The 22,603-nt window shown below is 64.0% G+C and carries 20 protein-coding genes and 1 pseudogene; 11 read left to right on the plus strand and 10 right to left on the minus strand.

Annotated features, from left to right (window positions below):
* Nucleotides 1–64: 64 nt before the first annotated feature.
* Nucleotides 65–1,372 carry an MFS transporter gene (locus ACTIMF_RS03475; protein WP_442348886.1) on the minus strand — a complete coding sequence of 436 codons (1,308 nt, stop codon included), beginning with the start codon at nucleotides 1,370–1,372 and terminating at the stop codon, nucleotides 65–67.
* 343 nt (nucleotides 1,373–1,715) lie between these two features.
* Between ACTIMF_RS03475 and sigM the strand changes: the two genes are divergently transcribed.
* From sigM to ACTIMF_RS03500, 5 genes are all read left to right on the plus strand, one after another.
* Nucleotides 1,716–2,276: an RNA polymerase sigma factor SigM gene (gene sigM, locus ACTIMF_RS03480; RefSeq protein WP_442348887.1), complete on the plus strand. Its 561-nt coding sequence runs from the start codon at nucleotides 1,716–1,718 to the stop codon at nucleotides 2,274–2,276.
* A 147-nt stretch (nucleotides 2,277–2,423) separates the two neighbouring features.
* Complete coding sequence (locus tag ACTIMF_RS03485; protein ID WP_442348888.1) at nucleotides 2,424–2,717, plus strand: anti-sigma factor family protein; 294 nt, start codon at nucleotides 2,424–2,426, stop codon at nucleotides 2,715–2,717.
* 120 nt (nucleotides 2,718–2,837) lie between these two features.
* Nucleotides 2,838–3,779: a thioredoxin-disulfide reductase gene (gene trxB, locus ACTIMF_RS03490; RefSeq protein ID WP_442348889.1), complete on the plus strand. Its 942-nt coding sequence runs from the start codon at nucleotides 2,838–2,840 to the stop codon at nucleotides 3,777–3,779.
* A gap of 36 nt (nucleotides 3,780–3,815) precedes the next feature.
* A complete protein-coding gene (trxA, locus tag ACTIMF_RS03495) occupies nucleotides 3,816–4,145 on the plus strand; it encodes a thioredoxin (RefSeq protein ID WP_442348890.1) in 330 nt (109 codons plus the stop codon).
* A 151-nt stretch (nucleotides 4,146–4,296) separates the two neighbouring features.
* A complete protein-coding gene (locus ACTIMF_RS03500) occupies nucleotides 4,297–5,442 on the plus strand; it encodes an N-acetylmuramoyl-L-alanine amidase (protein ID WP_442348891.1) in 1,146 nt (381 codons plus the stop codon).
* Nucleotides 5,443–5,617: 175 nt separating this feature from the next.
* On the opposite strand, the gene ACTIMF_RS03505 is transcribed toward ACTIMF_RS03500, so the two are convergent.
* The 9 genes and pseudogenes from ACTIMF_RS03505 to rpmH form a co-directional block, all read right to left on the minus strand.
* A complete protein-coding gene (locus ACTIMF_RS03505) occupies nucleotides 5,618–6,370 on the minus strand; it encodes a hypothetical protein (RefSeq protein ID WP_442348892.1) in 753 nt (250 codons plus the stop codon).
* Nucleotides 6,371–6,476: 106 nt separating this feature from the next.
* A complete protein-coding gene (locus ACTIMF_RS03510; RefSeq protein WP_442348893.1) occupies nucleotides 6,477–7,613 on the minus strand; it encodes a ParB/RepB/Spo0J family partition protein in 1,137 nt (378 codons plus the stop codon).
* Nucleotides 7,613–8,398 (minus strand): ParA family protein, encoded by a 786-nt coding sequence (locus ACTIMF_RS03515; protein WP_442348894.1) that lies wholly within the window; start codon nucleotides 8,396–8,398, stop codon nucleotides 7,613–7,615. Before ACTIMF_RS03515 ends, ACTIMF_RS03510 begins: the two co-directional genes overlap by 1 nt.
* A 220-nt stretch (nucleotides 8,399–8,618) precedes the next feature.
* Complete coding sequence (rsmG, locus tag ACTIMF_RS03520; RefSeq protein WP_442348895.1) at nucleotides 8,619–9,335, minus strand: 16S rRNA (guanine(527)-N(7))-methyltransferase RsmG; 717 nt, start codon at nucleotides 9,333–9,335, stop codon at nucleotides 8,619–8,621.
* Nucleotides 9,336–9,524: 189 nt separating this feature from the next.
* Nucleotides 9,525–10,061, minus strand: a pseudogene (locus ACTIMF_RS03525) (Jag family protein); the annotation flags it as partial.
* Nucleotides 10,062–10,113: 52 nt separating this feature from the next.
* Complete coding sequence (gene yidC, locus ACTIMF_RS03530; RefSeq protein WP_442348896.1) at nucleotides 10,114–11,370, minus strand: membrane protein insertase YidC; 1,257 nt, start codon at nucleotides 11,368–11,370, stop codon at nucleotides 10,114–10,116.
* A 3-nt stretch (nucleotides 11,371–11,373) separates the two neighbouring features.
* Nucleotides 11,374–11,706, minus strand: coding sequence for a membrane protein insertion efficiency factor YidD (gene yidD, locus ACTIMF_RS03535; RefSeq protein ID WP_442348897.1), 333 nt, complete (start codon nucleotides 11,704–11,706; stop codon nucleotides 11,374–11,376).
* Nucleotides 11,703–12,152, minus strand: a complete 450-nt coding sequence (gene rnpA / locus ACTIMF_RS03540; protein ID WP_442348898.1) for a ribonuclease P protein component — start codon at nucleotides 12,150–12,152, stop codon at nucleotides 11,703–11,705. Before rnpA ends, yidD begins: the two co-directional genes overlap by 4 nt.
* Before the next feature lie 28 nt (nucleotides 12,153–12,180).
* Nucleotides 12,181–12,324: a 50S ribosomal protein L34 gene (gene rpmH / locus ACTIMF_RS03545; protein ID WP_006337454.1), complete on the minus strand. Its 144-nt coding sequence runs from the start codon at nucleotides 12,322–12,324 to the stop codon at nucleotides 12,181–12,183.
* 303 nt (nucleotides 12,325–12,627) lie between these two features.
* Here rpmH and dnaA point away from each other — a divergent pair, with 303 nt between their 5' ends.
* From dnaA to gyrA, 6 genes are all read left to right on the plus strand, one after another.
* The gene (gene dnaA, locus ACTIMF_RS03550) at nucleotides 12,628–14,154 is read left to right on the plus strand and encodes a chromosomal replication initiator protein DnaA (RefSeq protein ID WP_442348899.1); all 1,527 of its coding nucleotides are present in this window, start codon (nucleotides 12,628–12,630) and stop codon (nucleotides 14,152–14,154) included.
* A gap of 531 nt (nucleotides 14,155–14,685) precedes the next feature.
* Nucleotides 14,686–15,888 (plus strand): DNA polymerase III subunit beta, encoded by a 1,203-nt coding sequence (gene dnaN / locus ACTIMF_RS03555; protein ID WP_442348900.1) that lies wholly within the window; start codon nucleotides 14,686–14,688, stop codon nucleotides 15,886–15,888.
* A 13-nt stretch (nucleotides 15,889–15,901) separates the two neighbouring features.
* Entirely contained in the window at nucleotides 15,902–17,185 is a 1,284-nt protein-coding gene (gene recF, locus ACTIMF_RS03560; RefSeq protein ID WP_442348901.1) for a DNA replication/repair protein RecF, read from the plus strand.
* Nucleotides 17,178–17,726: a DUF721 family protein gene (locus ACTIMF_RS03565; protein WP_442348902.1), complete on the plus strand. Its 549-nt coding sequence runs from the start codon at nucleotides 17,178–17,180 to the stop codon at nucleotides 17,724–17,726. Before recF ends, ACTIMF_RS03565 begins: the two co-directional genes overlap by 8 nt.
* A gap of 199 nt (nucleotides 17,727–17,925) precedes the next feature.
* Nucleotides 17,926–19,974: a DNA topoisomerase (ATP-hydrolyzing) subunit B gene (gene gyrB / locus ACTIMF_RS03570; RefSeq protein ID WP_442348903.1), complete on the plus strand. Its 2,049-nt coding sequence runs from the start codon at nucleotides 17,926–17,928 to the stop codon at nucleotides 19,972–19,974.
* A gap of 86 nt (nucleotides 19,975–20,060) precedes the next feature.
* Entirely contained in the window at nucleotides 20,061–22,562 is a 2,502-nt protein-coding gene (gene gyrA, locus ACTIMF_RS03575; RefSeq protein ID WP_442348904.1) for a DNA gyrase subunit A, read from the plus strand.
* Nucleotides 22,563–22,603: the final 41 nt, after the last annotated feature.

Here is a 22,603-nt window from a genome sequence, read left to right on the forward strand (position 1 = left end):
ACCTACGGCATCCATGGTATCGCTGCGGTTGACGTGGACGTCGGTCAGCGCGGTGGCACAGTCCTCACGCCTTCCGCGGGTCTCGGTTCTTCACCCCGCGGACCAGCACAATAGCGAGTGTCACTGCAGCGAGGAGTCCGATGAGGCAGAGCACTGTGGTGCCGAATGCACTCTGGTAGGTGTCGGGATGACCCGGCTGGCCTGCAGCCGTCTGTTCTGCAGCCGCCCCCGTGAGGTGCTGTCTGACGATCCTCGACAGGAGAACGGCATACGCGGCGACAAAGAGCGCCTCGCTGCCGATCCGGAAGAAGTTCAGCAGGCCCGCCGCTGTTCCGGCTCGTTCGGCGGGGACGACGGCGAGCGCGTGGCCGTCGACGAGGCCGATCGGCAGGCCGAAGCCGAGGCCGACCAGGAACATCGGGACGATGACCCAGATGATGGAACGGGTCTCTGAGAGCAGCAGGAGGCCGGCGTTGCCGAGCAGGAGCGCGCCGAGGCTGGCGCACACGACCGATCCGACGGTCACCGCGCGGACGGTGTTCATCAGTTTGGCAACGGCAGTCGGAGCGAGCAGCACCGGAATGGTCATCGCGAGCATCGTCAGGCCGGCGGTACCCGGACTCATCGACGTGATGCCGCTCAGCGCGGACGGAAGATAGGTCAGCAAGGTGACGAAGCCTATCGATCCCGCGACGGGTACCAGGCACATCGCGAGGAACTCCCGGTTGCGCAGAAGCGACAGTTGCAGGATCGGCGTGCGTTCGCCGTCCGGAGCGGTGATGTCTCTGCCCGGCAGTACGCGTGAGCCGAGCGCTGTGAGGGCAAGGACGGTTGCCTGGACGAGAAAGACTCCGCGCCATCCGACGCCGGCGACGAGTAGTCCTGAGACGGTCGGGCCCAGTGCGAGGCCCAGACCGTTGATGGTTCCGAACAGGGCGAAAGCCTGTGTGCGGGCGGATCCTTCGAAGGCGCTCGAGAGCATCGAGCTGGCGCCGACGAGGATGGCTGCTGCGCCGACACCTGCCACGACGCGGGCCGCATCGAGGAGCGCAAGGGCGGGCGAGACCGAACTGATGATGCTCCCGACGGCGAACAGGGCTGCTCCGATGGCGAACGTGCGGCGGTAGCCGATGCGGTCGCTGAGCGATCCCCATGCGAGGACGCCGAGCGCGAAGGAGACGTTGAACCCGTTGACCACCCACTGCAGTGCGGTGGGCTGCGCGCCGAGACTGCCGGAGATTTTCGGCAAGGCGATGGCGGTGCCTGCGATCGTCATCGGTGTGACGAACTGAGCGATGAGCACGATCGGTAGCGTCCAACGACTTGGCGCAGGCGTCGCTTCGGCGGTGGCGGCGTGCGAGGTGGCAGTCACGAGGATTCTCACTTTCTAGTAGGTATTATTGATATAGTAGCTACTAGGGTTCGCGTGTCTAGAACACCAGGTCTACCCGCGCCGGGGTCGCGGTGTGACGCACCCCGTTCCGGGCCGACTGCCCGCCGAGCCGCTGCGTCCGAGCCGAAGAGTCGTCGAGTCGTCGAGGCAATCTGGCCCGGACCACTGGTTCACTCCCCGATCCTCGACACCACCCACCGCATTGTGTGAAATGCCTTCGTTATCCACAGAATTCGGTGGAGTTCTCCACAGCGCGCTGACTTTATCCACAAGTACGTAGAAACCGGCATTTTTCTCCGACGGCGGGCCTAGATTCATCGACATGCATCGGGGGATCACAGATTCCCGCGGCGACGACCAGTTGCTCCGGGACCACATCAACGGCGACCACACAGCCTTCGAAGTCCTGTTCAAACGCCACGAGAACAAGCTGTGGGCGGTGGCTCTACGGACCACCGGCAACATGGACGACGCCGAAGACGCCCTTCAGGACGCACTCGAGTCGGTGAACAAGACGGCGGCCCGCTTCCGGTTCGACAGCACGGTGTCCAGTTGGCTTCACCGCATCGTCCTCAATGCGGCGCTCGACCGTCTCCGACGCAACAAGTCGCACGCGACCTCACCGCTCATGGAGGAGGACGACTCGCTCGTCGATCCACTCGATCGCATCGACGATGTCGATCTGTCACTCTCGATCGGGCATGCGCTCGACGTGCTTCCTCCCGATCAACGCACAGTGATCATCCTGCTGCACATCTACGACCTCGGGGTCGCCGAGACCGCAGCTGCACTCGGTATCCCACCCGGCACCGTCAAGAGTCGGGCCAATCGCGGCCGAGAGAAGCTAGCGCTCGTTCTCGGTCACCTCCGAACGGAACGGTGAGTTCGGACTCTGAACCCGCCGTCCTTGATCCGACCTATCCTCGTCCCGCCACGCCCGAACTAGTCACAACGGAACCGAAACGGGTTCCTGCGCGTCTAATCAGTGATGGAATCGAAGTACCAACCACGCGGAGGCGGACGCAGTCAGATGGAGCACAACGAGGTCGACGGGCAGGACGGAGTCGACAGGCACGACGGGGGACATCCGAGCCCCCCGTACTCGACTGAGGTTCTCATCGACTTCCATTCCGGGCAGCTCGACCCCGCAACCGCCGACCGGGTGCGTGCTGCGATCGCCGACGATCCCGACGCCCAACGCATCCTCGCGGCTCTCGACGCTACGAACGCCGACCTCGAGTTGATACGGGACGAAGAGCTTCCGATTCCTCCCGCCGTCCGTGAACGGATGCTCAATGTGATCCGTGGTTTCCAGCCAGACTGATCGACCCGTACCTCGGTCTGCGCCACCTCCGAACGGGCTGCGGGAACACCAGCCCATATCCTTGTGTTGGACCTAGCGGCCCGCGAGAAGCGGCGGGCGCACTTGCGACACGGAGGATTGATGAGCGACACCGAAAACCAGATCCACGAGCTGATCATCGTCGGATCCGGCCCCGCCGGCTACACGGCCGCGATTTATGCGGCCCGCGCCGAACTGTCGCCCGTCGTCTTCGAAGGCATCTCCTTCGGCGGCGCTCTGATGACCACCACCGAAGTCGAGAACTTCCCCGGCTTCCAGAAGGGCATTCAGGGCCCCGAGCTGATGGACGAGATGCGCGAACAGGCGATCCGCTTCGGAGCCGACCTCCGAATCGAAGAGGTCGACGCGATGCGTTTGGACGGCGATGTGAAAGAGGTGGAGGTCGGCGGCGAGATCTACCGGGCTCGCGCAGTGATCCTCGCGATGGGGGCTGCGGCACGCTACCTCGGCGTCCCGGGGGAGCAGGAGCTCCTCGGCCGCGGTGTCTCGTCGTGTGCGACGTGTGACGGCTTCTTCTTCAAGGAACAGGACATCGCCGTGATCGGCGGCGGCGACTCGGCGATGGAAGAGGCCACCTTCCTCACCAAGTTCGCGCGGAAGGTCAGCTTGATCCATCGTCGCGACGAGTTCCGATCGTCGAAGATCATGCTCGAGCGGGCCCGCGACAACGACAAGATCGACTTCATCACCAACTCGACCGTCGCTGCGGTAAAGGGGGAGAACTCGGTCAGCCAACTGGAGCTCACCGACACCGTCACCGGCGAGACCCGCACCCTGGAAGCGACCGGCATGTTCGTCGCCATCGGACACGATCCGCGCAGCGAACTCGTGCGCGGCCAGGTCGACCTCGACGAGGACGGCTACGTGAAGGTCGACGGCCGATCGACGTACACCAACATTCCGGGTGTGTTCGCATGCGGCGACCTCGTCGACCACACCTATCGCCAAGCGGTCACCGCGGCCGGTAGCGGATGTTCGGCAGCGATCGATGCCGAACGCTGGCTCGCCGAGCACGTCGGCTGAACTAGTTTCTTTCACACCTCGAACAAGGAGTTAAAAATGGCTGGAAGCACTGTCGACGTCACCGACGCGACATTCAAGTCCGACGTCCTCGAATCCGACAAGCCCGTACTCGTCGACTTCTGGGCCACCTGGTGCGGTCCGTGCAAGATGGTCGCCCCGGTTCTCGACGAGATCGCCCGAGACAACGCGGAGACGATTACGGTCGCCAAGGTCGACGTCGACGCGAACCCGGCCATCGCACGTGACTTCCAGATCATGTCGATCCCCACCATGATCTTGTTCGAGAACGGCAAACCGACGAAGACGATCCAGGGCGCGAAGCCGAAGGCCGCGATCCTGCGAGAGCTAGAACCCGTTCTCAAGTGACCCATGCGCTTGGGCACATAACAGTTGGTCTCGATGCACGTCTTCGTTTGTCGGCATCGACAGGGACCTGAGAGAATGTAGCGGTGCAGTGACGGCCGCCGGCCACCCGGTCGGCGGCCGTCACACTTTATGCGAGAGAGTGGGGTTCTCCATGCCGGTACTGCGACTCGGCGATCACGGCTCGGCGGTTGCCGAGATTCGGGCCATCCTTGCCACACGAGGACTGTTGCCTTCGGCGCCGACCGCCACACCCGGTGACGAGCGGAGCCCGTGGTCCCCACCCGAAGCAGTGTTCGACGCGGAATGCGACCGCGCGGTTCGCGCATTCCAGCAAGAGCGTGGCCTCATCGTCGACGGCCTCGTCGGCAACGCCACGTACACCGCGTTGCGCGAGGCGTCCTACCAGCTCGGCAGTCGCGTCCTTCTGTACCGATTGTCGGCGCCGATGACGGGGGACGACGTCGCAACCCTGCAGTCTCGGTTGCAGAACCTCGGCTATTACCACGGCATGGTCGACGGACAGTTCGGCGAAGTGACGCACAATTCTGTCGGCCTCTACCAGACTGAGTACGGCTTGAGCTCCGACGGCATCTGCGGACCGGAGACCATCCGCTCGCTCAATCGTCTCGGTACGCGCATCACGGGCGGATCACCCCACGCCATCCGTGAGGAAGAGCTGGTGCGCCGGTCAGGTCCACGGCTGTCCGGCAAGCGCATCCTGATCGATCCCGGTTCCGACTCCGAAGCCGACGCGAGTGTCCTGTGGGATCTGGCGTCACGACTCGAGGGCCGCATGTCGGCCGCCGGGATGGAGACATTCCTATCGCACGATGGTCGGTCCACACCGGACGACGAAGAGCGTGCTCGTGTCGCCAACCTCGCGGACGTGGATCTGATGATCTCGCTCCGCGCCGGCAACTACCCGAACGAGCGCGCCAACGGCGTCGCCTCGTTCTACTTCGGCAACACGCACGGATCGTTCTCGACGATCGGGCGCAACCTCGCCAGCTTCATCCAGCGCGAGCTCGTCGCCCGCACTGACTTTCTCGACTGCCGCACGCACGAGCGCACGTGGAACATCTTGCGGACCACGCGCATGCCTGTCGTCGTCATCGAAACGGGATACATCACGAACCCGCACGACGCCGCTATCCTCGACGACGCTCGGCAGCGCGACACGATTGCCGAGGCCGTCCTCGTCGCAGTGAAGCGCCTCTACCTTCTCGGCGAGAACGATCGCCCGACTGGCACATACACGTTCGCCGATCTCCTGGCTGCGGAGCGCATCACGCCCTGAGTTACATCGATGTTGTTTCCCGTGAAACATAGAACGGCCCGGTTCCCGCCGGGCCGTTCTCATCTCTGCGACACCGAGAGCTCTCGCGCTCCGGCCGCACGTGATGTGAACGTTTCCCGCGAACCATGCCGAGCACGAACGCGAGGGATACCGACCCCCGGCCTCCGGCCTCAAGTCATCCGACGGGACTCGGCGTGCTCCCCGACAGGTCTACCGCAGCCTCGACGACGAGCTTCTCCAACGCTCGCTCGACCGCCGACTTCCATCGGAGCCCCTCATCGAGTTCCAACCGTAGACGTGGGAGATAGAGATCCGCGGCGACGGTCTCGAAGCCCGAGTCGATCAGGAACTGCGTTGGCATGACGCACTCGAGGCAGGCATCGCTGTCCATCCCGTTGCCGAGCATGAGGCCGACGAGGTCTCGCTCGAGGGGTTCACGTGAACCACTGAAGCCAAAAGCCTCGATTGCTCGGACCCCACGATGGACGACGTCGGCGACCACCGCATCCATGAGTGCCACAGCCACTTCTTCGAATCCGGGCACGGTGGTGACAGTCGAGAGTAGGACGGCGTCAGCACCAACGGGGGCAGTCGGAAAGCGGCTCGCCCGGGGCACTCGAACCGGGGGAGCGTAGAAGGCCGTCCCGACAACGCTGCCGGTGCTCGATTCTATGGCGACCTGTGCGCAGGTTCCCCACTCGAGGAGCAGTCCCGAGATCCACGCTTCCTTATCGAACTCGCTCTCGTAGTCGACTGACGTCCGTCCAGGATCGGTCAGCCCGCTGTCGAACGATTCGCTCTCATACGGACCCGTCTGATCCGCGGTGGCGTCGTCTGCTCGATCCATCTCCCAGAAGACACAGCGGCGGGTGTGCGACGGCAGAGTCTGAAACTTCTCGAGCTCCAGGGGTACCACCCGCACACTCATTCTTGCTCCCGTGTCGCGCCCCGTCGAGGGCGATAGTGTCTATAAGTCACTGTGACGTTTCAAGGCCGTAGCTCCGGGCCATCGCTGGTAAAACGGATAATTCGGACTACTTTGCGTTGTCTGTCTGCTCCGCGATGACAGTCACGATTCGTTCGAGATCATCTACCGAACCGAACTCAATGACTACCTTGCCCTTCCGCTTGCTGAGGCTCACGGTCACTTTCGTGTCGAGACGGTCAGAGAGACGGTCCGCGACGTCTTGCAGCCCGGGCATCTGCATCTGCTGGCGGCGGCGCGGAGCCGCGGTAGGTGTGTCACCGTCGTCGCGGTTAGCAAGGGTGACAGCCTCCTCTGTGGCGCGCACCGACAGGCCCTCGGCGACGATCCGCGCGGCGAGTTCTTCCTGTGCCTGGCTACCAGTCTCAAGCGCGAGGAGTGCTCGCGCGTGTCCAGCAGACAGGACTCCGGCGGCGACGCGGCGCTGCACAGGAATAGGCAGGCGCAGCAGTCTGATCATGTTGGAGATGACAGGTCGCGACCGACCGAGGCGACTCGCGAGTTCTTCGTGTGTCACGTCGAACTCGTCGAGCAGCTGTTGGTATGCCGCCGCTTCTTCAAGCGGATTCAACTGGGCGCGGTGGATGTTCTCAAGCAGCGCGTCCCGGAGCATGGCGCCGTCGGGGGTCTCCCGAACAATTGCGGGCAGCGCCGCGACACCCACGTTGGTGCCTGCACGCCAGCGGCGCTCGCCCATGATCAGTTGATAGCGGATCCCGTCGACCGTGGGGGAGGGGAGTTCCCGAACCACGATGGGCTGCATCAAGCCGAATTCGCGGATCGAGTGCTCGAGCTCGGCGAGCGCATCTTCGTCGAAGACGGTGCGCGGCTGGTGCGGGTTCGGCTCGATCTCCGACGGCGGGATCTCGCGGTAGACGGCGCCGACGTCGTCTCGATTGATCTCGCTGGGCACAGTCTGTGCTTCGTCCGAGCCCCTGGATTCGATTGATTCACGTGAAACATAGGCATCGGTCTCGTCCGGACGGGACGGAATCAGCTCGGTGTCGACCTTCGCTCCGGCCGCTGCAGAGGGCTGGGCGCCGCCGCCAATGACGACGTCTGCCGCAGCAGATCCCATCCGACGGGTATTCGTGCCCTGACTCTCCTCGGTGGGACCGGTCGGAATCAGTGCTGCCAGACCGCGACCGAGACCTCCACGCCGCTGCGAGTCCCGTTGCTGCGCCATTACGCCAGACCGCCTTCCACCGCTGCGCGCTGCGCGAGCTCGCGCGCCGCGTCGAGGTAACTCATGGACCCACGTGAACCCGGGTCGTATTCGATGATCGTCATGCCGAAGCCTGGGGCTTCGGATACCTTCACGCTGCGGGGGATGATCGCCGACAGCACCGTGTCGCCGAAGTGGCCGCGGACCTCTGCGGCCACTTGATCGGCCAGCTTCGTCCTGCCGTCGTACATCGTCAGAAGGATCGTCGACACGTGCAGGCCCTTGTTCAAATGCGCCTGCACCAGTTCGATGTTGCGCAGAAGTTGTCCGACGCCCTCAAGTGCGTAGTACTCGCATTGGATCGGAATCAAGACTTCCTGTGCCGCGACCATCGCGTTGACCGTGAGCAGACCGAGCGACGGCGGGCAGTCGATGAGTACATAATCGATGCCGTACTCGACGAGCAGATCCTCATCTAGCGCGTTCCGCAGGCGACTCTCGCGGGCCACGAGGGAGACGAGTTCGATCTCCGCACCGGCCAAATCGAGTGTCGACGGCACACAGTACAGACGCTCGCTGAACGGCGACTTCTGGATCGCTTGCCTCAGCGGGACCTCATCGAGAAGCATCTCGTACACGGACGCGATTCCCGGTTGTCGGTGATCGATACCCAACGCAGTGCTCGCGTTGCCCTGCGGATCGAGATCGATCACAAGAACACCGAGTCCATGGATCGCGAGACCGGCTGCGAGGTTGACCGCAGAGGTCGTCTTACCCACACCGCCCTTCTGGTTGGCCACCGTCATGATCCGCGGACGCTTCGGGCGGGGAAGGGTGCCGGCGCCGCCGGGTGTCAGTAGCTGACTGGCCCGTTCAGCCGCGGCCGCGATCGGAGTATCTGCGTAGGGTCCTTCGGGTGTTGTAGGCGGAGTTTCACGTGAAACTTCAGATTCGTTCTCGGGCACCCCGGAGCTCCTTACGTCGTTGCGTCCATTGTGCGCCCTGCGCCGAAATGACACCAATCCTCTAACGACCTCTCTTGGCTCGACGTGCGGCTCGACGTGCAGCCGCCGCATCCTTATCCGTCCCGACTCTCGATCCGATCAGGAGAGTTGTCGGCTCATCTAGGATATCGACCCCGCACTGAGTGATCGACAGATCGACGATCCCAACCTTCTTCACGGCAGTGCGGTCACGATCGATCTCTTCGGCGACGGACCGTCCCTTCAGCGCGACGAGGCGCCCGCCGACTCGGATCAGGGGAGCGGACCATCCCGCGAGGCGTTCGAGAGGAGCGACCGCACGCGAGGTGACGACGTCTGCCGTACCGACGGTGGCAAGCACTGCCTTCTCTTCGGCGCGACCTCGTGTCACTGTGACGTTTTCGAGTCCCAGCTCGGATACCGCCTCCTCAAGGAAGCTGGTTCGTCTCAGGAGCGGTTCGATGAGGGTGACGGACGCGTCCGGCTTCGCGATGGCGAGCGGAATCCCCGGCAAGCCGGCGCCGCTGCCGATATCGAACACCGCGGAACCGCCATCGATCACTTCGCTGAGAACGCCGCAATTGAGAATGTGGCGAGTCCATAGCCGCGGGACCTCACTCGGTCCGATGAGCCCGCGAAGAACTCCTTGTTCTGCCAACAGTTCTGCGTAGGTGATCGCCATATCGAGCCGATCCCCGAACACGGCTTCCGCGACAGCTGGGGTCGGCTCACACTCGACGCTTCGTTCTTCCTCAGTCATCTATCCTCAGTCCATTGAGTTTCACGTGAAACCCCGAGTCGGCCGTGCCGTGGTATTCCACGTGAAACACATCAAATTACACTCATGTGATTTCCCGCCCCGAGACGAGAGAAGTGCCCGCCCGGCGGGCGGGGCTTCCGCGCAGTAGATCGGGGAGGGGGGGCCGCACGCCGTTATGACCCCCCCACCCCGCGTGGGGTGGGCGCCCGCGCGCGCGCGGGTCACCCCGTCCACCGCGGCGACCGCGTCATGGACGATCTTTCGCTCGAACGGCGTCATCGGATCAAGCGACTCACGCTCGCCACTGTCACGGACTCTCTCGGACACCTCGGCTCCGAGACGGGCCAACCGTTCACGGCGGTCAGCACGCCAACGGCCGACGTCCAGCATCAAGCGACTACGGTCGCCGGTCGCCTGCTGAACGGCGAGACGCGTCAGCTCCTGAAGAGCGTCGAGCACTTCGCCGTCTCGACCGACGAGCTTCGACAGGTCCTTGCCGCCGTCGATGCTCACGATCGCTCGATCGCCGTCCACATCGAGATCGATGTCGCCGTCGAAATCGAGTACATCGAGCAACTGCTCGAGGTAGTCGCCCGCGATCTCACCCTCTTCGATCAAACGGTCATCGTCGTCCGCGATCTCGGGCTCGGGAGTGATTTCCTCGGCCACATCTGTGGTCACGTCCTCGTCGGCGTCGACGGAGGTCTGCACAGCGTCACCTGTCATGATTCGTACCTCTTGTATCTTCTGCGAATGGTCGTTGCGTCAGGGAACGGCGTCAGCGCTTGCGACCTTGCCTGTTCTTCTTGTTCCGCTTGTTTCCCGACTGTCGGGCACCACCGGGCCTGCTCGGACGTTGCCCTGGAGCAGGCTTCTTCGGCGGTGCGGCCGGACGTGTCGCAGCCGCGGAGTCGCTGGTCTCCGCCGAATCCTCTTCCTGTGAACCCTTTGCCTGAGCGGTGCCCGACTTCTGCCCGGAACCCTTCTTCCGGTTTCCGGCACCCTTCTTCAGGGAGGTCTTGGGCGCGGCGTCCGAGATGTCCTCGTCGTCGACGGCGGTGTCAGCGTCTGCGACCGCGGTGGCGCCGCGCTTGGTGCTGCCGGGTTTCGCTCCCGGTTTGGGAGCGTTCGCTCTGAGTCGCTCTTCCTTCTCGGCCTTCGCCGCTTCCTCTTCCTTCTCAATCCGACCGAACACGATGTGCTGCTGGCCGTACGTCCAGAGGTTGTTACTCACCCAGTACAAGAGGATGGCGACGGGGAAGAACGGGCCGGTCACGAGGATGCCCAGGGGGAACACGTACAACGCCAGCTTGTTCATGATGCGGGTCTGCGGGTTGTCTGACGCTGCCGCCGTCTGACGGCCTACCGATGCACGCGAGTTCATGTGGGTGGCGATCGAGGCGACGATCATCAACGGGACGACGACCACACCGATCTGCCACCGGGTGAAGTCGATGGCATTACCTGGTTCGACGAACGCTTTGAACTGCTCGACCGGCTCGGTGATGAATGACGACAATGGAACGCCGAACAGGCGCGCATCAAGGAAGTTCTGCACCTGATCCGCGCTGAAGGCGTAGTTGCCGATTGATCGCGTCTGGTCGGCGGTCATCGCCTCGCTCGTGCCGCCGATCGGCATGGCGGTGCCGGTGCCCATTCGGTTGAACGAGCGCAGCACATGGAACAGACCGATGAACACGGGGATCTGCATGAACATCGGAAGGCAACCGAGGAGGGGATTGAACCCGTGCTCCTTCTGGAGCTTCTGCATCTCCTCGGTCATCTTGACCCGGTCGTTGGCGTACTTCTTACGGATCGCCTGCATCTGCGGGTTGATTTCCTGCATCTGCTTCGTCGTGCGGATCTGCTTGACGAACGGCTTGTACAGGATCGCGCGCAACGTGAACACGAGGAACACCACGGACAGCGCCCATGCGACGCCTGAACCACCCGGGGAGTCCGGCATGACCTTGTCGAACAGCCAGTGCCAGACCCACATGATCCAGGACACCGGGTAGTAGATGAAATTGAGCACGGCTCACTGACCCCTATCTGAAGTTGGCGCGCTGGCGCCGCTTTCCAAAGTCTGCTGCTTGCCGACTGTCGCGGCGAGCCACTGTCGCGGACCGTCCTCGGGCACCGGATCGTATCCGGGTCGGTGCCAGGGTCCACATTTGAGAAGTCGCCACACCGACAGCACCGAACCCCACAGGAATCCGTGTCTGCTCAATGCTTCGACGGCGTACGCACTGCATGTCGGTTCAAACCGGCACGTCGGCATCCGGGTCGGAGAGATCCACGTCCGATACAACTCGATCACGAAGACGAGGACCTGACGCGGAAACAGATGAATGCGACGGCCGATGCTCATCGAGCCCCCTCGTCGACGAACCGGGCGGCTCGCGCATGATCGGGCGTCACGTGCGCGAACGCCGCCGTGGCCTTCCGGTGGGCGAAGCCCTCCCGCAGTTGACCGGCCAACTCGTTCGACGAGCACCGCACGATCGACGGGTAGGCCCGGAGCACCACGAATGTCTCGGCGACCGGCAACTCGTCGCGGACCTCGGCGAAGGCATGACGCAGCCGCCGTGCGACCCGGTGACGGGTGACGGCGTCTCCTACCTTCTTCGACACGATGAGGCCGAGCCACGGACCGCCGACTGAAGCGACGCCGGGCCGAACGCCGGACTGATCGGGCCAAGTGGCGCCCACCGGGGCCAGGTGAATCACCAGATCACGCGCCGAAACCCGCACACCTTTAGCCAGTGTGCGGGTGAAATCGGATCTCCGCGAGATCCGCCTGGAGGCGGCGGTCACCGATCGCTGCGATCGGATACGCGCCGGCTCAGGCGGTCAGCTTGGCGCGGCCCTTGGAACGGCGACCGTTCACAATTGCGCGGCCGGCGCGAGTACGCATGCGCAGACGGAAGCCGTGCACGCGGGCACGACGACGGTTGTTCGGCTGGAAAGTACGCTTCCCCTTAGCCACTGGGTGCTCCTTGAGTCGATACTGCAGGTGGTCCTCTGCCCGGCAGTGGGTACCGGTCTCATCTCACGACGAGATGACCTGCACACACGCTTAGGCGACCTTTCGACAGTACTGGACCACTACGCCGCGATCAAACCCGCTGCGACCTGCTCAGATCGCAGTCGATGAATTACACATATGAAATTTGTTCACAGCCTTCTCCACAGATGTGGATAACTGTGTGGACAACTCGCGCTGGCGAGGCATTTCGTGGCAACCTCTTAGGACGCAAGGTTGTGGATCGTTTGTAGAAGGGGGCACCGGATGGCGAGCGATCGCGAGTCGTTCAGCGACGTCTGGAAGCAGGTCGTCACTGAACTCACCGGCGAATCCGCTACGCCGAGTGGACAACCGCTGTCGCGACAGCAGAAGGCATGGTTGTCGCTGGTCCAGCCCTTGACCCTGACCGAGGGTTTCGCGTTGCTCGCAGTACCGACGCCGCTGGTCCAAGAGCAGATCGAGCGAAATCTCCGCGAAGTGATCCGGACCGCGCTCAGCGCGAACCTCGAGCAGACCGTCGACATCGCTGTCCGCGTCGCCGAACCCGAGGAGATCGCTGGCGCGCCCGCCGAGTCCGCCCTGACCCCGACGCCGACGCGACCCAGTCTCGACACCGACACGACGCAGGCGGCGGCTGCGTCAGCGAACGAATTCTCGGCGCTCAATTACTCCGAGGTGCCTCAAGCTCCGCAGGCGGGGCGCCGAGAGTGGTCGAAATACTTCGACGAGCGCGACGTCACGACTCCCGCCGAGGCCAGCACGACGTCGTTGCACCCGCGGTACACGTTCGATTCGTTCGTCATCGGCGCATCGAACCGGTTCGCCCACGCATCAGCGGTCGCCGTCGCCGAGAATCCGGCGCGCGCCTACAACCCGCTGTTCATCTGGGGCGAGTCCGGACTCGGCAAGACCCACCTGCTGCACGCGGCGGGCCACTACGCTCAGCGTCTCTACCCGGGGATGCGGGTCAAGTATGTCTCGACCGAAGAGTTCACGAACGACTTCATCAACTCGCTGCGTGACGACCGCCGGGTGGCGTTCAAGCGCCGGTACCGCGACATCGACATGCTGCTGATCGACGACATCCAGTTCTTGGAGGGCAAGGAAGGCATCCAGGAGGAGTTCTTCCACACCTTCAACACGCTCCACAATGCGAACAAGCAGATCGTCGTGTCCTCCGACCGGCCGCCGAAACAGCTCGCGACCCTCGAAGACCGTCTCCGCACTCGATTCGAGTGGGGCCTGATCACCGACGTCCAGCCGCCCGACTTGGAGACCCGCATCGCGATCCTTCGCAAGAAGGCTCAGATGGACAAGCTGGCCGCGCCGGACGACGTCCTGGAACTCATCGCGTCGAAGATCGAGCGCAACATCCGTGAACTCGAGGGCGCACTGATCCGCGTCACCGCGTTCGCGTCTCTGCAGAACGCCGAACTCGACCGGTCCCTCGCGGAGGTGGTCCTCAAGGCGCTCATCCCGGACGACAGCGCAATCGAGATCAGTGCGGCGAGCATCCTCGCGATCACCGCCGAGTACTTCGACATCTCCGTTGAGGATCTCCGTGGCCCCAGCAAGATGCGACCGGTGACGCAGGCGCGCCAGATCTCTATGTACCTGTGCCGTGAACTCACCGATCTGTCGCTGCCGAAGATCGGTGAGGCATTCGACCGCGACCACACGACGGTGATGTACGCGGTCAAGAAGATCAACAAGGAGATGCCCGAGCGCCGCAAGGTGTACGACCACGTCCAGGAGTTGACGGCACGGATCAAGCAGCGAGCCAACCGCTGACTCTCCTCGCGTGGCGTCCCGACGGCGACTCCAGTGCGGACGCGAGCGCGACACGATGGCACTCACGTCGTGTCGCCCCCGGCGTGTCGCAACAGCAAAAGCCCAGGTGCGTGTGCGGCGAGCCTGTGGACAAGTTGGTGACCAACCGGCCCAGAACTGTGCACAGGAGTTGTACACACTGTGGATAACTACACCGGTCCACAACCGACCCCAGTTATCCACAGGCACGGTCCATCGTCGGTCCCCAGGATCTTCACCGACTTGACCTGTACGAATGCGTGTAGTCCACAGATTCCACAGCGCCTACTTCTATTGAATATTTCTCTCTAGAGATCTTCTTCTAAAAGTAGTTCTGTGCATACACAGCCGATGAGCACGTGACGTCACCCGTGTGACCCCTCGAATCTCGCAGGCTGTTGCGATACACCACGGTCCTCGCTCTAGAGTGGAACTCGGTGACACGGCCGTGTCACCGGAGTCGAGCGCGTCGCAGCGCACGTCCGAAAGCCAGCAGAAGGGCAATCACCGCAGATGAAGTTCCGTGTCGTGCGTGACGAGTTCGCCGATGCCGTCGCATGGGTTGCCAGGAGCCTGCCGTCGCGTCCGCCGGTCCCGGTTCTCGGATGTGTCGTCCTGACCGCGGGAGACCACGGTCTTCAGGTCTCCGGTTTCGACTACGAGGTCTCCGCCACCGAGACCATCTCCGCAGAGGTGTCCGAGGACGGGACGGTACTGGTCTCCGGCCGTCTCCTCGCCGACATCACCAAGGCGCTCCCGCACAAGCCCGTCGATGTGAGCATCGACGGCAGCCGTATCGCGATCACTTGTGGCAGCTCACGGTTCTCGCTGCCGACCATGCCGGTCGAGGACTACCCGGACCTGCCGGACGTCCCCCAGACCACGGGCAGCGTCCCGGCGGATCTGTTCTCCCAGGCGGTCTCGCAGGTCGCTGTCGCCGCGGGCCGCGACGACACCCTGCCGATGCTGACCGGTGTTCGCGTCGAGATCGAGGGCGACAAGGTGGTCCTCGCGGCAACCGATCGTTTCCGTCTTGCCGTCCGCGAGTTGCAGTGGAACCCGTCGGAGGCTGGAACATCGGGTGCGGCGCTCGTGCCGGCCAAGACATTGTCCGAGGCCGCGAAATCGGCGGGCTCGGACGGCACCGGCAGCGTCGACCTGGCGTTCGGTTCCGCGCACGCGATCGGCTCGGACGGCATCCTGGGCATCACGAACAACGCGAAGAAGACCACGACGCGACTGCTCGACGCCGAGTTCCCGAAGTTCCGTCAGCTGTTCCCGGCCGGTCACACGTCGGTTGCCACGATCGACAGTGCTCCGCTGATCGAGGCGATCAAGCGTGTCGCCCTGGTCGCCGAACGCGGCGCCCAAGTCCGACTCGACTTCGGCCGCGACTCGGTGATGCTGACCGCGGGCGGCGACGAGGCAGGTAAGGCCGAGGAAGAGCTTCCGGTCGCCTTTTACGGCGAGCCGATCATCATTGCGTTCAACCCGACCTATCTCCTCGACGGTCTGGCCGCGATCGGTTCGGAGACAGTCGAATTCGGGTTCACCAACCCCGAGCCCGACGGTAGCGGTCAACGCCGCGCCGCGATCCGTCCGGCCGTGCTGCGTCCGTCCTCGGGCAACGAGCCGGTCGCCGACGAGGCAGGTCTGTACGCCGCTCCCGATAGTGAGTTCAGCTACCTGCTGATGCCTGTGCGTCTACCGGGCTGATCTGCGCCGAGACGTGTTCGTTCGAGATCTGACGCTGCGCGACTACCGCTCCTGGCCGAGCGCAGAGTTCACGTTGGCTCCGGAGACGACGATCTTCGTGGGCCGCAACGGATTCGGTAAGACGAATCTGCTCGAATCGCTCTTCTACGTCGCGACGCTGCGCTCGCATCGGGTGTCCACGGACGCCCCTCTCGTACGGTCGGGCTCCGACGTCGCGAAGGTGTCGGCCACGGTGGAGAACGACGGTCGAGAGCTCACCGTCGACCTGGCGATAGCGGCGTCAGGTGCTAACAAGGCGGCGATCAACACCCGACCGGTACGTCGTACCCGCGAGGTCCTCGGCATCCTTCGGGCCGTGTTGTTCGCGCCGGAGGATCTGGCGCTGGTTCGCGGTGATCCGAGCGAGCGCCGACGGTTCGTCGACGAGCTCGTCGCCCAGACTCGGCCGATGGCCGCCGGGGCGAAGACCGACTACGACCGCGTGCTGCGGCAGCGGTCGGCGCTTCTGAAGACCGCAGGCGCTGCCATGCGGCGCGGCGAGACCGACTCGGTCATCCACACCTTGGACGTCTGGGACTCCCAGCTCGCGGAGTTCGGCGCCCAGGTCACGGCCGCACGCCTGGCGATCGTTCGACAACTCGCGCCGCTGGTCAGCATGGCGTACGAGTCGATCGCGCCGCATTCGCGGCCCGCAACGATCACCTACCGGTCGGCCGCCGGACCAGATGTCGACGCGTCCGAGGGCGGCGACGCATCGATCGATACGATCCGCGACGTCCTCGCCGTGAGGCTCGTCGAACTTCGCGACAAGGAGATCGAACGAGGGGTGAGCCTCGTCGGCCCACACCGCGACGACCTCGAACTGATCCTCGGCGACGAGCCCGCAAAGGGATTCGCCAGCCACGGAGAGTCGTGGTCGTTCGCGCTCTCCTTGCGCCTGGCCAGCGTCGACCTTCTCCGGGCGGACGGCGTGGATCCGGTGATCATGCTCGACGATGTCTTCGCCGAACTCGATGTACGACGTCGCGAGAAACTCGCCGCGTTTACCGAGGGCGCCGAGCAGCTGCTCGTGACCGCCGCCGTCGCCGACGACATCCCGGCTCGTGTCGGCGGACGCCGCATCTCGATCGGTGTCGTTGAGGACGATGGTCCGCGTAGGTCGGTGGTGATGGGGGATGAGGCGGTCTCGGGGGTCTCGACTTCGCTCGACCAGCAGGAAGGCGACTTCGACCAGCAGAACGAGCCCGACCAGCAGGAAGGCGACTTCGAGCAGCGAAGCAGGGGGAGCGATGACTGACGAGACACCGGATCCACTGGCCGGGCGCAGCGGGTACGAGATGGCGCGCAAGGCGCTCGAGGAGGCACGAGCCGAAGCGCGGGCGGCTGGGAAGTCGGTCGGCATGGGGCGGTCAGCGCCTATCCGTTCGCGCCGACGCGGTGGCGATCGTTCGCGTCGTTCCTGGTCGGGGGCCGGTCCCGATCCCCGTGACCCTCAGCCATTGGGAAAGCTGACAGGCCGGTTGGCGAAAGACCACGGGTGGGAGCCGAAGATCTCCGAGGGCGCGTTGTTCGCGCTGTGGCCGTCGATCGTCGGCGAGGACATCGCTGCTCACGCCGAGCCGGAGAAACTCAACGAGGGCGTCCTGTACATCAGGGCCGAGTCGACCGCGTGGGCTACCCAGTTGCGCTACATGCAAGGACAGATTCTGGGGAAGATCGCGACGTCGGTCGGCAACAATGTGGTGACGCGCCTGCGCATCTTCGGCCCGCAGGCGCCGTCGTGGCGCAAGGGACCCCGGCATGTCTCGGGACGCGGTCCGCGCGACACCTACGGGTAACCGATCCGAGGGCACCGTCGTCCGGGCCGTCATTTCGCGCGAGAGCGTGATGAATCGAGCGTCGATGCCAACGGAGACGATGGAATCGAAAAAAATCGCGCTGTGGAGACGTTAGGCCGTGGCGCGCCGTCATCTAGTTCGCCTGAGGCAGTACACTGGTGAGTAACCTGCCCTCTAGACGAACAGGAGCGGACCCTCCGTGGCCGAAAGCAGTAGCAAAAAGCCGAAGAAGTCCGGTGAATACGGTGCCGACTCCATCTCCATCCTGGAGGGTCTGGAAGCGGTTCGCAAGCGTCCCGGCATGTATATCGGCTCCACCGGCGAACGAGGTCTCCACCACCTGATCTGGGAAGTCGTCGACAATTCGGTCGACGAGGCGATGGCGGGACACGCATCGCGAGTGGACGTCACGATGCTCGCCGACGGTGGGGTCAAAGTCGTGGACGACGGTCGTGGAATGCCGGTCGGCATGCACGCGACGGGCGTGCCAGCCGTCGAGGTCATCATGACCCAGCTTCACGCCGGCGGTAAGTTCGACTCCGATTCGTACGCGGTGTCTGGCGGCCTGCACGGTGTCGGCATCTCTGTTGTGAACGCACTGTCCACGCGCGTCGACTTGGACATCAAGAACGACGGAGCCTACTGGCACCAGAGCTACCTGTATGCGAAGCCGGGTGCTCTCGAGAAGGGCGATAAGACCAGCGAGACGGGCACGTCCGTCACCTTCTGGCCGGATGCGGGCATCTTCGAGACGGTGAAGTTCGACGCCGAGACCGTTGCCCGTCGACTGCAGGAGATGGCCTTCCTCAACAAGGGCCTCACCATCACGCTGACCGACGAGCGGATCACCGAGGCCGACGCCGAGGCCGAGATCGAAGCAGACGACGACAGCGCTGAGTTCGCGGAGTCGATCAAGACGGCCGAGGAGAAGGCCGAGAAGATCGCCAAGGTCAAGACTCGGACCTACCACTACGCGGACGGAATCGTCGACTACGTCCGCCACCTGAACAAGCGCAGCAAGTCGCCGATCCACCGAACCGTCATCGGTTTCACCGCGAAGGGCACCGGCCACGAGGTCGAGATCGCGATGCAGTGGAACGAGGGCTACTCCGAGTCGGTCCACACGTTCGCGAACACGATCAACACCACCGAGGGCGGGACCCATGAGGAGGGTTTCCGCTCCGCGCTCACCAGTACGGTCAACCGGTACGCCGCAGACAAGAAGCTGATCAAGGAGAAGGACGGCAAGCTCGAGGGCACCGACATCCGCGAAGGTCTCGCCGCTGTGATCTCGGTGAAGGTCTCCGATCCGCAGTTCGAGGGTCAGACCAAGACCAAGCTCGGTAACACCGAAGTTCGCAGCTTCGTCCAGAAGGCGTGCAACGAGCACCTCTCGCATTGGTTCGAGGCCAACCCGGCTGAAGCGAAGACCATCATCCGCAAAGCGTCCGACTCGCAGCAGGCACGCATGGCGGCCCGACGCGCCAAGGATCTGGTCCGCCGTAAGACGGCGACCGACATCGGCGGACTCCCCGGCAAGCTCGCCGACTGCCGCAGCAAGGACCCGGAGAAGTGCGAGGTCTACATCGTGGAGGGCGACTCGGCAGGTGGCTCCGCTAAGTCCGGTCGCGACTCGATGTACCAGGCGATCCTGCCGCTGCGAGGCAAGATCATCAACGTCGAGAAGGCTCGCATCGACCGCGTCCTCAAGAACGCCGAAGTGCAGTCGATCATCACCGCGTTCGGCACCGGCATCCATGACGAGTTCGACATCTCCAAGCTGCGGTACCACAAGATCGTCCTGATGGCCGACGCCGACGTCGACGGTCAGCACATCGCGACGCTGCTGCTGACGTTGCTGTTCCGCTTCATGCGTCCGCTCATCGAACAGGGTCACGTGTTCCTCGCGCAGCCGCCGCTCTACAAGCTGAAGTGGCAGAAGGGCGCAGCCCCGGACTTCGCATACAGCGATCGCGAGCGCGACGCTCTGCTCAAGGCAGGCCTCGAGGCGAACAAGAAGATCAACATGGCCGACGGTATCCAGCGCTACAAGGGTCTCGGCGAAATGAACGCCAGCGAGCTGTGGGAGACCACGATGGACCCGGACGTCCGCGTCCTCAAGCGGGTCACCCTCGACGACGCCGCGGCCGCCGACGAACTGTTCTCGATCCTCATGGGCGAGGACGTCTCGGCACGTCGTAGTTTCATCGCGCGTAACGCCAAGGACGTCCGCTTCCTCGACGTGTAGGCCTCTGCCGACTGACTGAACTCTCCGACAGACGCTGACCGCCGTGCCGGTCGAGCCGGTGTCGAGACCCATAAGAAAGTGATGCAATGAGCGACGAATCCGACCTGTCACCGTTGAACAGCGACGGTGCCGGCGACCGAATCGATCCTGTCGACCTCGGTCAGGAGATGCAGAACTCCTACATCGACTATGCGATGAGCGTGATCGTCGGTCGCGCCCTCCCGGAGGTGCGCGACGGACTCAAGCCGGTGCACCGCCGTCTCCTGTACGCGTCGTTCGATGCGGGTTTCCGACCGGAGCGCGGGTACGTGAAGTCGGCCCGCCCGGTCTCGGAGACGATGGGTAACTACCACCCGCACGGTGACAGCTCGATCTACGACGCCTTGGTGCGCCTCGCGCAGCCGTGGTCGATGCGCTATCCGCTGATCGACGGCCAGGGCAACTTCGGCTCGCGAGGCAACGACGGCGCGGCCGCCATGCGTTACACGGAGGCCCGTCTCACGCCGCTGGCGATGGAGATGCTCCGCGACATCACCGAGGAGACCGTCGACTTCATCCCGAACTACGACGGCAAGACCGAGGAGCCGACGGTTCTCCCGTCGCGTATCCCGAACCTGCTGATCAACGGTTCGGGTGGTATCGCGGTCGGTATGGCGACGAACATTCCGCCACACAACCTGCGCGAAGTGGCCGACGCGGTGTTCTGGGCGCTGGAGCACCCGGACGCCGAAGAAGAGGAACTGCTCAACGCGTGCATGGAATGCGTGAAGGGGCCGGACTTCCCGACGGCGTCGCTCATCGTCGGCACCCAGGGCATCAAGGACGCGTACATGACGGGCCGCGGCAGCATCCGCATGCGCAGCGTCGTCGACATCGAGGAGAACAAGGGCACCACCACACTGGTGGTGACCGAGCTCCCGTTCCAGGTGAACCCGGACAACCTGATCGGGTCCATCGCCGAGCAGGTCAACGACGGCAGGCTCAAGGGCATCAGCAAGATCGACGACGAGTCGTCCGACCGTGCCGGTCTGCGCATCGTCGTGACCCTCCGACGTGACGCGGTCGCGAAGGTGGTGCTGAACAACCTCTACAAGCACAGCCAGTTGCAGACCAACTTCGGCGTCAACATGCTCTCGATTGTCGACGGCGTGCCTCGCACGCTGCGCTTGGATCAGATGATCCGCTACTACGTCGCTCACCAGATCGACGTCATCGTGCGTCGTACTCGGTACCGGCTGCGTAAGGCCGAGGAGCGAGCCCACATCCTGCGTGGTCTGGTCAAGGCGCTCGACGCGCTCGACGAGGTGATCGCGTTGATCCGCGCGTCGGCCAACACCGACGCCGCGCGCACCGGATTGATGGATCTGCTCGACATCGACGAGCTGCAGGCGGACGCGATCTTGGCGATGCAACTGCGTCGCCTCTCGGCGCTGGAGCGTCAGAAGATCATCGACGAACTCGACGAGATCGAACGTGAGATCGCCGACCTGAAGGACATTCTGGAGCGTCCGGAACGCCAGCGAGCTATCGTCCGCGACGAGCTCAAAGACGTCGTCGACAAGTACGGGGACGACCGTCGCACCAAGATCATCGCGGCCGAAGGCGATGTGGCGGACGAGGATCTGATCGCCCGTGAGGACGTCGTCGTCACGATCACCGAGACCGGCTACGCCAAGCGCACCCGCACCGACCTCTACCGCAGCCAGAAGCGCGGCGGCAAGGGCGTGCAGGGTGCCGGCCTCAAGCAAGACGACATCGTCGCGCACTTCTTCGTCTCGAGCACGCACGACTGGCTGCTGTTCTTCACGACGAAGGGCCGCGTCTACCGAGCGAAGGCGTACGAACTGCCCGAGGCGAACCGGACCGCGCGCGGGCAGCATGTGGCGAACCTGATGGCGTTCCAGCCGGAGGAGAAGATCGCGCAGGTCATTCGGATCTCCGGGTACGACGATGCGCCGTACCTCGTGCTCGCCACCCGTAACGGTCTGGTCAAGAAGTCGCGTCTGGACGCATTCGACTCGAACCGCTCCGGTGGTATCGCGGCGATCAACCTGCGCGGCGAGGACGAACTCGTCGGCGCGCAACTGTGTTCAGGCGACGACGATCTGCTGCTTGTGTCGAAGAAGGGGCAGTCGATCCGCTTCACGGCGGACGACGAGACATTGCGCCCGATGGGCCGTCAGACGTCCGGTGTGCAGGGCATGCGGTTTAACAACGAGGACGAGTTGCTCTCGCTCAGCGTCGTACAGCCGGACACGTTCCTGCTCGTCGCCACGTCGGGCGGATACGCCAAGCGCACGGAGATCGGCGAGTACACGGCGCAGGGCCGCGGCGGCAAGGGTGTGCTGACCATTCAGCACGATCCCAAGCGCGGCGACCTAGTGGGTGCGATCATCGTCGATCTGGACTCCGAGGTGTACGCGATCACGTCGAGCGGCGGCGTGATCCGCACGCTCGCGAAGCAGGTTCGCAAGGCGGGACGTCAGACGAAGGGCGTTCGACTGATGAACCTGTCCGACGGAGACAGCCTGTTGGCGATCGCACGCAACGCCGATGAGCCCGAAGAGGGCGCGGCAGACGAAGAATGACGGCCGACAGCGTTTAGGGTGGGTGTCATCACCCGTCCAGT

This window comes from Gordonia sp. (in: high G+C Gram-positive bacteria) (assembly GCF_052106715.1).
Classification (GTDB): domain Bacteria; phylum Actinomycetota; class Actinomycetes; order Mycobacteriales; family Mycobacteriaceae; genus Gordonia.